Genomic DNA, 14,388 nt, shown 5'->3' with positions numbered 1-14,388 from the left:
AAGTTAATACAATTTTATTTTAGCATAAGAATGAGAAGAATCTAAAAAATTAGTATTCAGTAATAGAAGAAAGGGCTATAATGAAGTGAGAATTTTGGATAGATAAGGAGATGACATATGAAGCAACCAAAATCAATTGCACTGCCGTTAGCGATTTCGATTATTACGATTTCATTTGCGGCTATTTTTGTAAAAATGTCTACAGCACCATCTTCTGTTTTAAGTATGTATCGTTTATGGATTGTTGTGCTTATTATGTTTCCTATTGTTTGGAAGAGAAGAGAGGAATTTACGAGAATTCAGAAAAAGGACTGGGGATTTTTAATTGGATCTGGTTTCTTTTTAGCATTGCATTTTCTTCTATGGTTTGCATCGTTAAAATTTACAACAGTTGCAAGTTCTACGATCATTTTAGCACTGCAGCCGCTCGTATCTCTTGTGGGAGGTTTTTTCTTATTTAAAGAAAGAACAACACTCGCTGCACTTGCGACAATGGGAATTGCAATTATTGGTGTAGGGTGTATTGGATGGGGAGACTTAGGACTGAGTAGGGAAGCAATCTTAGGTGATATACTATCATTTTTAAGTGTGATTGCAGTAGTTGGATATTTATTTATTGGGCAAACAACAGTGAAAAAAGTGTCCCACTGGATATATAGTTTTACTGTCTTTACATTTGCAGCTTTATTTTTAAGTGTCTATAACATGATGCTACAAATTCCATTTACAGGTTATTCATCATGGGACTGGACTGTATTTTTCTTACTTGCAACTGTACCAACTGTATCTCAAATGATTCATAACTGGCTATTAAATTATGTGAATGCGACGACAATATCTATGAGTATTTTAGGGGAGCCTGTTGGTGCAACAATTCTTGCTTTCTTTTTACTAGGTGAAAAATTAAATGTAATGCAAGTGGCAGGAAGTCTGCTTGTATTATGCGGTGTATCTATATTTTTACTGCAACAGCAAAAAAGCGTATATAAAGAGCAAGTAGAAGGTACAGTATATACGCAAAAGACGTAGTTATTATCGTGCATTGAACAGAAGTGAAACTCCCGCTATTGGAAGTTTCACTTTATTTTGGTTTTGTTATATACGGTTGGACGTGGACGATACATAGGTCACGGAATTTTCCTTCTGCAGTTGTGACAATAATAACAGCTCGTCCAGCTTGTTTTCCTGTTACGATTGCTTTATGCTTTGTAGCGTTAATTTCTACAATATCAGGACTATTGCTCGTCCAAATTAGATCTTGGTTACTTGCTAGAGAAGGAAGGACAGCTGCTGTAAGTTCTGCACGTTGTCCAGCTTTTAGCTTTAATTTAGCTTTGTGTAGTTGTACGCCGATGACCGGCACAACAGAAGGAACAAGTTTAATATGAGGTGTATCTGTTTGTGTTTTAGCATATGAAGAAGTTGTAAAGTGTTTTTGTAGGCGAAATGATGATAGCATGTTAGCGGTCTCCCTTCTGTATAATGTCTTTGGTTATACTATACATAAAAAATGTTAGGATTAATTTAAGATAATATAAAGAATTTGTTAATTTACAGAAAATTCAGTATGTAAGCGAGAAAAAATAATCCCTGCTTCTATATAATAGAAGCGGGGATTGTTTTTTCTGAGATTAAGAAGCTATTTTTTCAAATTCTTCAAAGTCTTTTTGAACGTTTTCTGCTGGCTTTGTTAACAAGCTTACAACGATAATAGCAAGTAAGCTAGCAGCGAAACCAGGAATCATTTCATATAACATATCTTTTAAAAATTGAAATTGTGTCCACGTAATAACAGTTGTTGCCCCGGCAATCATGCCAGCAAGAGCGCCCCATTTTGTCATTCGCTTCCAGTATAGGCTTAATAAAATAACTGGTCCAAATGAAGAACCAAAACCTGCCCAAGCGTAACCAACAAGTGCTAAAATTGTGTCATTTTGTTTAAATGCAAGTCCACTTGCAATTAAAGCAATTGCTAGAACAGCCATACGTCCTACAAAAACAAGTTCGCGGTCCGTTGCAGAGCGGCGGAAAAATGTACGGTATATATCTTCTGTTACAGCACTTGATGTAACAAGAAGCTGTGAAGAAATTGTACTCATGATTGCTGCTAAAATAGCAGCTAGTAAGAAACCAGTAATAAGTGGGTGGAATAAAATATTTCCAAGTTCAATGAAAATCGTTTCTGGATCTGCTAATTTTAAGCCCATGTCAGAATAATAAGCAATCCCGATTAGTCCAGTAAACATAGCGCCGACGATAGAGAAAATCATCCAGCTCATGCCGATGCGGCGAGCACTTTTTAATTCTTTTACAGATGAAATCGCCATAAAGCGAACGATAATATGAGGTTGTCCAACATAACCAAGACCCCAAGCGAATAAGGAAATAATGCCGAGTACAGAAGTACCTTTAAAAATATTTAATAAGTTTGGATCAATAGATTGAATTGTTTGAAATGCTGGTCCAAGACCATTTACATGCATAATTGTTACAATTGGAACTAAAACGAGTGCGACAACCATAATAATCCCTTGCACGAAGTCTGTCCAACTTACAGCTAAGAACCCGCCAAATAACGTATAAGCTACAACAACAGCGGCAACAATGAAAAGTCCCATATGATAGTCCATTCCAAATGTATTACGAAATAGAACAGCACCTGATACTAATCCCGAAGCTACATAAAATGTAAAGAAAATCATAATAACAAGTCCGGAAACAAGGCGTAGCATATGAGATTTATCATGGAAGCGATGTTCTAAAAATTCTGGAATTGTAATTGAGTTGTTTGCCAGTTCAGAGTAGGTACGTAAGCGAGGAGCGACGTATAGCCAGTTTGCATATGCACCGAGTGTTAAGCCGACCGCAATCCAACTGCTGCTTAGACCTGTTGCAAACATAGCACCGGGTAACCCCATTAACAGCCATCCGCTCATATCAGCAGCGCCTGCACTCAGTGCTGTTACTGCGGGACCTAATGTACGCCCGCCAAGCATATAATCTGTTAAGTTTGATGTTCGTTTGTAGGCAATGTAGCCAATTACTAACATCCCGATCATATAGATCGAAATTGAAATTAAAATCTGTGTATTCATGTTAGTCCCCTTCCCTAAGTAGTATCTTTTGATGTATTGCATAATTATAATCTAACATGATTATGCGAAAAAATCCACACGCAAATAAGAATTTTCAGAAATGTAAGCGTATTTAGAAGGTATTTTATTTTTTTAATATAAAATATTTTATTAGTAAATAGCTATTTTTATAGAGCATTTATTATTTTTACATAAAAACGGGATGTTTTGTCAATATAATATTTAACGTATAGATAAAAATTTTTTTTCGGAAAGTGTTGACTTCTAAAAAAAGAAAAGCATATAATGAGTTCAAATTTAAAAACGTAAGCGTTGATGAAGAAGAGTACATATTATGGACATGTCAGAGAGCTGATGGTTGGTGCGAATCAGTATGAAAGTAATATGGAATGGGCTTCGGAGCTTCCAAACCGAAACGAAAAAAGTAGGCTTTGGCGAAAAGATCTCATCGTTACAAGAGACACGTATTGTATTTCGATACGGAAAAGTGCGTTACTTTTGTAACGAATTAAGGTGGCACCACGGGAGTACCCGTCCTTTTTATAGGATGAGTACTCCCTTTTTGTGTAGAAAAAAATGAATATGATAAATCGATGAGTAAGAAGAGTACGTACATTGGAGACGTTCCAGAGAGCCGGGGGTAGGTGAGAGCCCGGTGCGGTGCCAAGTACGGAATGGGCTTACGAGAGGTATGCTGAACTATAAGTAGGCAACCCGGGTTCCGCCGTTACAAGGATTGGGTATAATATTGTACCTGAAAAAGCGGGATGCTTTGCATCCAACAAGAGGTGGTACCGCGGTAAATTTATCGTCCTCTGCATATTTCCATATGCAGGGGACTTTTTTATTTTGAATAGAGAGGTGACAGTCATGATAACGAAAGAACAATTTATGATGCGAAAACAACAAGGGAAAACCTTTCTTGTTATTCAAGAGGAAGAAGGCGATAGTTTAACACCGATTGCTTTATATCGCCGTATGAAAGGTGAGAAAAAATTTTTACTCGAAAGCTCGCAGCTTCATCAAGATAAAGGACGTTATTCTTATTTAGGGTGTAACCCTTACGGAGAAATTAAAAGTATTGGCAAGGAAGTAGAGATTACGATAAATGGTGTGACTGAAAAGGTAAACGGAAACGTATTAAAGGAACTGGAAAGAATACTTGCACCAAATAAAGTTGAAAGCCCATTTCCGTTTTGCGGAGGAGCAGTTGGTTATATTGGTTATGATGTCATTCGGCAATATGAAGATATTGGAGAAATGTTGTCTGACCCATTAAATATTCCAGAAGTGCATGTGCTACTTTATCGTATGTTTGTTGTGTATGATCATCTACGACAAAAGCTATCGTTTGTATATGTGTATCAAGGCGATGATATGGACTCGTATGAAGAAGTTTACGAGCAGCTGCAAGTATATAAACAGGAATTGTTACATGAATCAGAGGAACATGTGAAAGAGCTGTATGCTTCTTTAACATTTACATCTTCTGTAACAGAAGAAAGGTTTTACGAAATGGTTGAACAGGCAAAGGAACATATTCGGGCAGGGGATATTTTTCAAGTTGTGTTATCGCAGCGTTTGCAAAGTGATTTTGTAGGAAATCCATTTGCGTTATATCGCCGGCTTCGCACCGCGAATCCGTCTCCCTATATGTTTTATATTGATTTTCAAGATTATGTTGTACTCGGTTCTTCACCGGAAAGCTTACTTTCTGTACGAGATGAAAAGGTTATGACGAATCCAATTGCAGGAACAAGGCCACGCGGAAAAACGAAAGAAGAGGATGAAAAGATAGCGAAAGAGTTGCTTGCAAACGAGAAGGAGCGAGCGGAGCATATGATGCTGGTCGATTTAGGACGTAATGATATTGGACGGGTGAGTGAGGTTGGTTCAGTTCAATTAGATAAATATATGAAAATCGAGAAATATTCACATGTGATGCATATTGTATCTGAAGTTTCCGGAACATTGCGAAAAAATATGAACTGCTTTGATGCGTTAGCGTATTGCTTGCCGGCAGGAACTGTATCGGGAGCTCCAAAAATTAGGGCAATGGAAATTATTAATGAATTAGAAACAGAAAAACGAAATGTGTATGCCGGAGCAGTTGGCTATATTTCTTTCTCGGGGAATATGGATATGGCACTTGCTATACGAACAATGGTTGTAAAAGATGAAAAAGCATATGTACAGGCAGGGGCTGGTATTGTGTATGATTCGAATCCTGCAGCCGAATATGAAGAAACATTAAATAAAGCAAAAGCGCTCTTGGAGGTAATGAAATGATTGTTATCATTGATAATTATGATTCATTCACATATAACTTGTATCAATTGTTAGGTTCCAGCGCAGAGAACGTCGTTGTACTACGTAACGATAAAGTGACGATTCAAGAATTGGAGGAAATGAAGCCGCAAGCAATTATTCTTTCTCCAGGACCTGGAAGACCAGAAGATGCAGGGATTTGTATTGAAGTGATTCAACATTTTTATAAAAGTATTCCGATTCTTGGTATTTGTCTTGGGCATCAAGCAATTGTTACTGCTTTTGGTGGAGAAATTGTTCAAGCAGAGCGGATTAAACATGGGAAAACGTCACTTGTGAAACATAATGGTACATCGATATTCTCGTATGTAAAACAGCCGCTGACAGCGATGCGTTACCATTCACTCGTAGCAGAGCAGCATACTCTTCCTAATTGTTTTGATGTATTAGCTACAGCGATGGATGACGGAGAAATAATGGCAGTTCGTCATCACTATTATCCGCTTTTCGGATTACAATTTCATCCGGAATCAATTGCAACTGAAGAAGGCGGAAAATTAATACAGGCATTTTTAACCAATGTGAAAGAGGTGGAGAGAGTATGAACAGTTATCTTCGAAAATTAGTAGAGAGGCAGGATTTAACGGAACATGAAATGTATGAAGCAGGGATTGCGCTATTAAGCGAAGATATTTTAGAAAGTGAAATTGCAGCTTTTTTAGCAGTGTTAAAAGCAAAGGGAGAAACGGCGGATGAAATATATGGTCTTGTTCGAGCTCTTCGTGAAAAAGCATTGCCATTTTCTAATCATATTGTAGGTGCGATGGACAATTGCGGAACGGGCGGAGATGGTGCACAAACATTTAATGTGAGTACAACATCAGCCTTCGTGCTTGCTGGTGCCGGTGTAAAAGTTGCGAAACATGGCAACCGTGCCGTTTCTAGTAAAACAGGAAGTGCGGATTTATTAGAGGAACTCGGTGTCAATATTGCATGTACGCCAAAGCAAATTGATTATTTGTTAGAGAAAGTCGGGATTGCCTTTCTATTTGCACCGGCGATGCATCCAGCACTGCGCCGCATTATGAAAGTAAGAAAAGAATTAAATGTTCCAACAATCTTTAATTTGATTGGACCACTTACAAATCCAATTCACTTAGAAACACAGTTCGTTGGTATTTATAAACGAGAGATGTTACTTCCAGTAGCAAAGGTACTGCAGAAGCTTGGCAGAAAACAAGCAATTGTTGTAAATGGGAGTGGATTTTTAGATGAAGCATCTTTGCAAGGAGAGAATCACGCAGCACTTTTAAAAGATAACAAGATTATCGAAGTAAGTATTTCTCCAGAAGAGTATGGATTTTCACGTGTGAAAAACGAAGCCATTAGAGGCGGAAATGCAAAGGAAAATGCCAATATTACATTAAACGTCTTGCGCGGAGAAGATAGCGTATACCGTGATACAGTGTTATTCAATGCAGGTCTTGCTCTTTTTGCAAACGGAAAAGCAGGAACAATTGAAGATTGCATTCGCTTAGCGGCTCATAGTATTGATTCGGGAAAGGCGTTAGAGAAATTAAATCTATTAATTGCTGCAAGTAATAAAAAGCTAGAAAGGGTGAACTAAATGGAAAGCATTTTAACAAAAATTATCGAGCAAAAAAAGAAAGAAGTAGCGGTGTTATATGAAACGTATACACCAGTGAAGGAAACTCGTACATCTTATTCTCTTGTAAAAGCGCTGCAGCAATTTACTGTGATTGCAGAGATAAAACGTGCCTCACCGTCTAAAGGGGATATCAACTTACATGTTGATGTCGCCAAACAAGCACAGATCTATGAAACAAGCGGTGCTGGAGCAATTTCTGTTTTAACAGATAATCAATTTTTTAAGGGCTCTTTTCATGATTTAGAAACGGTAAGAGCACATACGAATATACCGCTTTTATGTAAAGATTTTATCATTGATAGCATCCAGATTGACCGGGCATATGATGCGGGAGCTAACCTGATTTTACTCATTGTTGCTGCATTAACAAAAGAAAAATTATTTGAGTTGTATGAGTATGTAAAGGAGCTCGGCTTAGAAGCAATTGTAGAGATTCATAATGAAGAGGAGTTAGAAACGGCATTAGAGCTAAATCCTGACGTCGTTGGAGTAAACAATCGAAACTTGAAAACATTTGAAGTTGATTTAAGTACAACGGAAAAGCTCGGGAAACGGTTAAATGAACAAAACGTACTTTGGATTAGTGAGAGCGGCATTCATACAAAAGAAGATATTATACGTGTCAAGCAAGCCGGTGCAAAAGGAATTCTTGTCGGAGAAGCGTTCATGACAGCACCGTCTGTTGGAGACTTTTTTCAATCGCTGAAGGTGACGATATGAAAGTGAAAATTTGCGGTATTACCGACATCGAAACAGCAAAAGCCGCCTGTGAATACGGCGTTGATGCCATCGGATTTGTATTTGCGAAAAGTAAGCGGGAAATTACGCCAGAGCAGGCAAAACAAATTATTGAAGAGCTTCCGATGAATGTGATGAAAGTTGGCGTTTTCGTAAATGAGCCAATCGAAGTGATCCAGAAAATTGTAACGTATTGTGGTTTAACGCATGTACAGTTTCATGGGGACGAACAAAATCACCACATCAAAAGATTGAATATTCCGTCTATAAAAGCGGTTGGTGTAAGTTCGAGAGAAGATATAGAACGAGCACAAGAATATGAAACTGATTTTATATTATTTGATAGTCCAAAAGAGAAATTTCATGGTGGGAATGGCAAAACATTTTCATGGGAGTTATTACAGCACATGCCAAATGCTATTAGGAAAAAGTGTATATTAGCTGGTGGATTACATCTTGAAAATATTACAAAAGCAATTGAAATGGTTCAACCATATATGGTTGATGTGAGCAGTGGTGTTGAAACAGATGGTAAAAAAGATATCGAGAAAATGAAAAGATTCATAACGAAAGCGAAGGAGTGTTAAAGATGAAATATGCATATCCAGATGAAAAAGGTCATTACGGTATTTATGGAGGACGTTATGTCCCAGAAACGTTAATGCAGTCTGTTTTAGAGTTAGAAGCAGCATATAAAGAAGCAATGCAAGATGAAGCATTTCAAGAAGAGTTAGAGCATTATTTACAAACATATGTCGGGAGAGAAACACCTCTGTATTTTGCAGAAAATCTTACGAAGTATTGCGGCGGAGCAAAAATTTATTTAAAGCGAGAAGATTTAAATCATACAGGAGCTCATAAAATTAACAACACAATTGGGCAGGCGCTTCTAGCAGTGCGAATGGGTAAGAAAAAAGTTGTGGCTGAAACTGGTGCTGGACAGCACGGGGTAGCAACAGCAACTGTATGTGCCTTGCTTGGTTTAGAGTGCGTTATTTTCATGGGAGAAGAGGATGTAAAACGCCAAAAACTAAATGTTTTTCGGATGGAATTACTAGGTGCGAAAGTTGAAAGTGTCGCAGCAGGAAGCGGGACGCTAAAAGATGCAGTAAATGAGGCGCTTCGCTACTGGGTTGCACATGTACATGATACGCACTACGTTATGGAATCTGTCCTTGGACCGCATCCGTTTCCACAAATCGTACGTGATTTTCAAAGTGTAATTGGTAAGGAAACGAAGAAGCAATATGCGGAGTTAGAAGGGAAATTACCAGAAGCAGTTGTAGCTTGTATTGGCGGCGGCAGTAATGCGATGGGAATGTTTTATCCATTCGTACAAGATGAAGAAGTTGCTCTTTACGGCGTAGAAGCAGCAGGTAAAGGGGTTCATACAGAGAAGCATGCGGCAACATTAACGAAAGGAAGCGTTGGTGTTTTGCACGGGTCTATGATGTATCTTCTGCAAAATGAAGAAGGACAAATTCAAGAAGCCCACTCCATTTCAGCAGGGCTGGATTACCCAGGGGTTGGGCCGGAGCATAGCTTATTAAAAGACATTGGCCGTGTATCTTATCATTCGATAACAGATGAAGAAGCGCTGCATGCTTTTCAGTTGTTAACGAAAAAAGAAGGGATTATCCCGGCGTTAGAAAGCTCACACGCTGTGGCGTATGCACTTAAACTAGCACCAACTATGAAAAAAGATGAGGGACTTGTTATTTGTTTATCTGGGCGCGGGGATAAAGATGTAGAAAGTATAAAACGTTATATGGAAGAGGTGTAAATGATGGGTGTAGAAAGAATTACTGCAGCATTTCAAAATGGAGAAAAAGCATTCATCCCGTACGTAATGGGGGGAGATGGCGATTTACAAGAACAAATTCGTTTTTTAGATGAAGCCGGGGCAAGCATTGTTGAAATTGGCATTCCTTTTTCTGACCCAGTTGCAGATGGACCGACCATTCAAAGGGCAGGAAAACGAGCACTAGAAAACGGAACAACGCTTGAAGGAATCTTCCAAGCACTTGCGGAAGTAAGGAAAGAAGTGCAAATCCCATTTGTTTTAATGACGTATTTAAACCCTATTTTAGCGTTCGGGAAAGAACGTTTTATTGGAAGGTGCATTGAAGCAGGCGTCGATGGGATTATCGTTCCAGATCTTCCATATGAAGAACAAGATATTATTGCCCCGCTATTGCGCGGGGCACAGATTGCTCTTATTCCGCTTGTAACGGTAACGAGTTCGATTGAACGAATTCAAAAGATTACAAGTGAATCACAAGGGTTTGTATATGCTGTTACAGTAGCTGGTGTAACTGGGGTACGGCGTGATTTCGAGCAAGAATTGCAAGCTTATTTAGAAAAGGTGAAAGCGCATGTTCAGCTTCCAGTTGTTGCAGGATTTGGCATATCAACAACGGAGCAAATAGAAGAAATGATTAAATTATGTGATGGAGTTGTGGTCGGAAGTAAAGTGATTGAGCTGTTAGAAAATGAAAAGCAAGATGAAATTCGCGAGCTCATTGCTGCAGTGAAATAAAGTGAAACCTTCGTCAGTGGTGGAGTTCTTCATTCACCACTGACGGAAAGCCCGCCCAATTGGGCTTTTACGGGCCCCCACCTATTTCTGGATCTTAAGGTGGGGCGAATAGCGGGATAGAAGGGAGAGGCTGCTTGTTAAGGTAGCCTCCTCCTTCTATTTGTGCCCTCAAATAGATAACGAAAAACTATTTCTTAATTGATTGAAAATTCTTTCTTCTATTATATAATAAATACAATTGTATCTTCCAAGAAATGAGATGATTGTATGGCGGTATTGCTGGCTCTTATTCCGATTGTAATGATTTTTATTTGTTTATTTGTATTCAAGCAAACATCTCTTAAAGCTTCGTTAATTTCTTATGTTGTATGCAGCGGAATCGTTTTACTATCACCGATGTTTCGCTTGCGAATAGGGGAGGTTGTTCATGCGACGATTAAGGGTGGTTTAATTTGTTTTATCGTCGGATATGTTTTGTTTTTCGGTATTTTTTTATTTCACCTTATGAATAAAATGGGGTATATCAATCAAGTTGCTCGCTTTATGGAACATGTTACACATGACCGTTTATTGCAAATGCTCCTAATGTGTTTTGGAATTTGTCCTCTTATTGAATCGGTAAGTGGTTTTGGAATTGGCTTTATGGTGGCGGCTCCTATTTTTATTTCACTTGGTTATAAACCGTTTCAAGCAGTTTTACTTTCATTTATCGGTTTATTAGCAAGCTCATGGGGAGCGATGGCAACTGGAACAATTATTGGATCAGGGCTTATTGGTATGCCTTTAGTACAACTTGGATCTGGTACAGCGCTATTAAGTATCCCGATATTTGCGTATTTTATCATGCTTTCTTTATATATAGTTGGTGGCTGGTCTGCGGTGGTACAAAAATGGAAAGAAGCAACGGGATTTTTTCTATTATTCTCGTTATCTATTTATTTGTCTAATGTATATGTGAGCGTTGAATTAGCTGGGATTTTAAGTGCGATTGTAACGATAACATTTGGATTTATCATCATTAAAATGACAGCAAAACAACAGAGGCAAGCATACTCGGAACATGCTGCTGCCCAGCAGCAGGAAGTTTCTATTGTAAAGATTATTAGCCCGTATTTATTTTTGACAGTCTGTATATTGTTCTCTCGTTTGATTCCATCGTTTCATAGTGCGTTACAATCACATGTGGTTATTAACCTACCATCTTATTCTTACAAGCTTGAATTATTGTATTCACCAGGGTTTTGGCTTGGGATTACGTGTTTATTTACCATTATTTTCTTCCGAGTTCCTTCTATTATAATAAAGCAGTCATTGCTGCAAACAGTGAAACAATGGATCCCATTTGCGATTACAACGACCATGTTTATTGCCATTTCGGAACTAATGGGTGCATCAGGTATGCATATGTTATTAGCGGAAGCAGCTGGCCATACATTTGGAATGATGTTTGTTTTTGTTGCACCATTTATCGGTGGTATTGGCGGTTTTTTAACAGGAAGTAATGCCGGGTCAAACGCCATGTTTATTAAATTACAAATGCAAACAGCGCAAAATGTGGGACTTCCGTGGCAATTCGTCACGACGGTGCAAAATACAAGTTCTTCTTTTGCTACCATTGCATGCCCATCACGCATTACGCTTGGCGCTTATTTATGTAACATTCCATTTCGGGAAAATGAGTTGCTAAAGAAGACGACGCTTATGATTTTTGGAGCCGTTTTGATTGTGGTAGGAGAGGTTTTAGTGTGGTATTTGATTATGTAAAGAAACGCTTCTCTTATAGGAGAAGTGTTTTTGTTTGTAGAAATATATAATTTCGTAGACTAAAGAAGAGAGAGTGGGCATGGGATGAGTATAAACTTAAGAGATATTACAAATGAGAATTGGATAGAATGTATATTCCTAACTACAAATATAGAGGACAAACATTTTATTTGTGAAGAGTTTGTTGCTTCAAATGCTTTATCATTGGCGCAGTCGAAAGTCCAAAAAGGTTGGATTACGAAGGCAATATACAACGATGAAACAATGGTCGGATTTACAATGTATGGGTATTGTGAACAACATAACTTTTTTGAAATATGTAGACTCATGATAGATCATAAATATCAAGGAAAAGGTTACGGGAGGACAGCGCTATTACATGTAATAGAAGAGCTGAGAAAAGATGCTAATTGTAATGAAATTTTTTTATCTTTTGCACCGAAAAATTTAGTTGCAAAACAACTGTATGAAAGTATTGGATTTGAAGATACAGGGAGAATGATTGAGGGGGAATGTTTATACAAACTGCTATTAAAAAAGGGCTCACAATGTTAATGAAGAATATAAAAAAATGACTGATAAATGAAAAATATGGGAAATGTAAACGATAGATGATGATAAGGAGTGATACGGTGAAATACGTTATTATAGGCGGAGATGCAGCCGGAATGAGTGCAGCAATGCAAATTGTTCGTAATGACCAAGAAGCAAGTGTAATAACTTTAGAAAAAGGCGACATCTATTCGTATGCGCAGTGCGGTCTTCCTTATGCGATTAGCGGAGTGATTGAGTCTACTGAAAACTTAATTGCTAGGGACGTTGATACGTTTCGAAACAAGTATCAAATTGATGCCAAAGTGTATCATGAAGTGACACGTGTAGATCCAGCAAGTAAAAAAGTGTGCGGCATCATACATACGCAAACATCAGAGCCATTTGAATATGAATATGATCGTTTACTAATTGCAACTGGAGTGCATCCGATTATGCCGGACTGGAGAGGGAGTAAATTACAAGGGGTTCATGTATTAAAAACGATTCCAGATGCAAAGCGAATTATGGAGACACTTCATAATCAGAAAGTTGAACATGTTACGATAATTGGCGGCGGGGCAATCGGTCTCGAAATGGCAGAAACATTTGTTGAACTCGGTAAAAAAGTGCGTATGATTGAGAGAAATCAACATATAGGTACTGTTTTCGATGAGGATATGGCAGCATATATTCATGAAGAAGCAAAGAAACATAACATTGAGATACTTACAAATGAAAATGTGAAATCGTTTCAAGGAAAAGAGCATGTTGAATCTGTGGAAACAGATAAAGGAACGTACAAAACAGATCTTGTTTTAGTATCAGTTGGAGTCAAACCAAATACTGATTTTCTAGAAGGAACAGAAATAATCAGAAACCCAAAAGGCGCTATCCAAGTTAACGCTTATATGCAAACAAATATAGAGGACATTTATGCGGCAGGAGACTGTGCTACGCAGTACCACATTATAAAAGAAAAACATGACCATATCCCGCTTGGAACAACGGCAAACAAACAAGGACGAATTGCAGGACTGAACATGGTTGATAAACGAAGAGCGTTTAAAGGGATTGTCGGGACAGCGATTATGAAATTTATGGATATAACATTAGGACGAACAGGTTTGAATGAAAAAGAAGCGAAACAATTACAAATACCATATGAAATTGTAAAAATTGATGCGACAAACATAGCGGGATATTATCCGAGTAAGAAACCACTGCACGTGAAATTATTGTATCGAACAGACACACAGCAATTGTTAGGCGGACAATTTATAGGAGAGCAGGGCGTGGATAAAAGAGTAGATGTACTTGCGATGGCACTGTTCCATAAAATGTCGATTCATGATTTAGAAGATGTAGATTTAAGTTACTCTCCTCCTTACAACAGTGTGTGGGATCCGTTGCAGCAAGCAGCAAGAAGGGCAGAATAAAGCATCTCTTTTTTCAAGAGATGCTTTATTTCTGAAATTGCTTCCCATCCTAGTTCCCAATCTTCCTGCTCTGATGCACGTTTTTTATATTCTTCTAAAATCAATTCGTATTACCACTTTAATCTTGATAAGGTTGTATTATTACAATGACAAAATAATAGAATACTAACTTCTACTACTCTTCTTTAGCCTTAGGTTATATTTCCTTCGTATGCTTATAGGTAAAATTATTTAAATAAGAAGTTCAACAACATCCTTAAACAAAGATTTTTATTTTATGTGAATTCACCCTTTGGGAAGGTAATTATCATTATTAAGCTATCAGAAATTGTCCAAAATCTTGAA

At 37.9% G+C, this 14,388-nt stretch carries 13 protein-coding genes and 2 other annotated features; of the genes, 11 read left to right on the top strand and 2 right to left on the bottom strand.

Going from position 1 to position 14,388, the window contains the following annotated elements; genetic code table 11:
* Positions 1-117 precede the first annotated feature (117 nt).
* Entirely contained in the window at positions 118-1,029 is a 912-nt protein-coding gene (locus ACTDJC_RS10370; RefSeq protein WP_440603320.1) for a DMT family transporter, read from the top strand.
* 52 nt (positions 1,030-1,081) lie between these two features.
* On the opposite strand, the gene ACTDJC_RS10365 is transcribed toward ACTDJC_RS10370, so the two are convergent.
* Entirely contained in the window at positions 1,082-1,459 is a 378-nt protein-coding gene (locus ACTDJC_RS10365) for an Ig-like domain-containing protein (protein ID WP_440603319.1), read from the bottom strand.
* A 172-nt stretch (positions 1,460-1,631) separates the two neighbouring features.
* Positions 1,632-3,095 carry a sodium/proline symporter PutP gene (putP, locus tag ACTDJC_RS10360; protein ID WP_098310752.1) on the bottom strand — a complete coding sequence of 488 codons (1,464 nt, stop codon included), beginning with the start codon at positions 3,093-3,095 and terminating at the stop codon, positions 1,632-1,634.
* 303 nt (positions 3,096-3,398) lie between these two features.
* Positions 3,399-3,637 (top strand) — a binding site (T-box leader).
* Positions 3,638-3,679: 42 nt separating this feature from the next.
* Positions 3,680-3,914 (top strand) — a binding site (T-box leader).
* Positions 3,915-3,965: 51 nt separating this feature from the next.
* Between putP and trpE the strand changes: the two genes are divergently transcribed.
* The 10 genes from trpE (at position 3,966) to ACTDJC_RS10310 (ending at position 14,043) form a co-directional block, all read left to right on the top strand.
* Entirely contained in the window at positions 3,966-5,384 is a 1,419-nt protein-coding gene (trpE, locus tag ACTDJC_RS10355; RefSeq protein ID WP_141525090.1) for an anthranilate synthase component I, read from the top strand.
* Positions 5,381-5,968 carry an anthranilate synthase component II gene (locus ACTDJC_RS10350; protein ID WP_098310754.1) on the top strand — a complete coding sequence of 196 codons (588 nt, stop codon included), beginning with the start codon at positions 5,381-5,383 and terminating at the stop codon, positions 5,966-5,968. Before trpE ends, ACTDJC_RS10350 begins: the two co-directional genes overlap by 4 nt.
* Positions 5,965-6,990: an anthranilate phosphoribosyltransferase gene (gene trpD, locus ACTDJC_RS10345; protein WP_253628972.1), complete on the top strand. Its 1,026-nt coding sequence runs from the start codon at positions 5,965-5,967 to the stop codon at positions 6,988-6,990. Before ACTDJC_RS10350 ends, trpD begins: the two co-directional genes overlap by 4 nt.
* A complete protein-coding gene (gene trpC, locus ACTDJC_RS10340; RefSeq protein ID WP_253628973.1) occupies positions 6,991-7,752 on the top strand; it encodes an indole-3-glycerol phosphate synthase TrpC in 762 nt (253 codons plus the stop codon).
* Positions 7,749-8,357: a phosphoribosylanthranilate isomerase gene (locus ACTDJC_RS10335; RefSeq protein ID WP_098310757.1), complete on the top strand. Its 609-nt coding sequence runs from the start codon at positions 7,749-7,751 to the stop codon at positions 8,355-8,357. Before trpC ends, ACTDJC_RS10335 begins: the two co-directional genes overlap by 4 nt.
* Before the next feature lie 2 nt (positions 8,358-8,359).
* On the top strand, positions 8,360-9,553 hold the full coding sequence (trpB, locus tag ACTDJC_RS10330) for a tryptophan synthase subunit beta (RefSeq protein ID WP_440603318.1): 1,194 nt from the start codon (positions 8,360-8,362) through the stop codon (positions 9,551-9,553).
* Between the two features lie 3 nt (positions 9,554-9,556).
* Positions 9,557-10,309, top strand: coding sequence for a tryptophan synthase subunit alpha (trpA, locus tag ACTDJC_RS10325; RefSeq protein ID WP_440603317.1), 753 nt, complete (start codon positions 9,557-9,559; stop codon positions 10,307-10,309).
* Positions 10,310-10,576: 267 nt separating this feature from the next.
* Positions 10,577-12,073 (top strand): L-lactate permease, encoded by a 1,497-nt coding sequence (locus ACTDJC_RS10320; RefSeq protein ID WP_440603316.1) that lies wholly within the window; start codon positions 10,577-10,579, stop codon positions 12,071-12,073.
* An 84-nt stretch (positions 12,074-12,157) separates the two neighbouring features.
* Positions 12,158-12,628 carry a GNAT family N-acetyltransferase gene (locus tag ACTDJC_RS10315; protein ID WP_440603315.1) on the top strand — a complete coding sequence of 157 codons (471 nt, stop codon included), beginning with the start codon at positions 12,158-12,160 and terminating at the stop codon, positions 12,626-12,628.
* Positions 12,629-12,705: 77 nt separating this feature from the next.
* Entirely contained in the window at positions 12,706-14,043 is a 1,338-nt protein-coding gene (locus ACTDJC_RS10310) for an FAD-dependent oxidoreductase (RefSeq protein WP_253628978.1), read from the top strand.
* Positions 14,044-14,388 lie beyond the last annotated feature (345 nt).

Origin of the sequence: Bacillus sp. GB_SG_008, assembly GCF_052038115.1 — a bacterium.
GTDB lineage: Bacteria > Bacillota > Bacilli > Bacillales > Bacillaceae_G > Bacillus_A > Bacillus_A rhizoplanae.
Note: the sequence above shows the minus strand (reverse complement) of the source record. Positions and strands in the feature narration are given on the sequence as shown.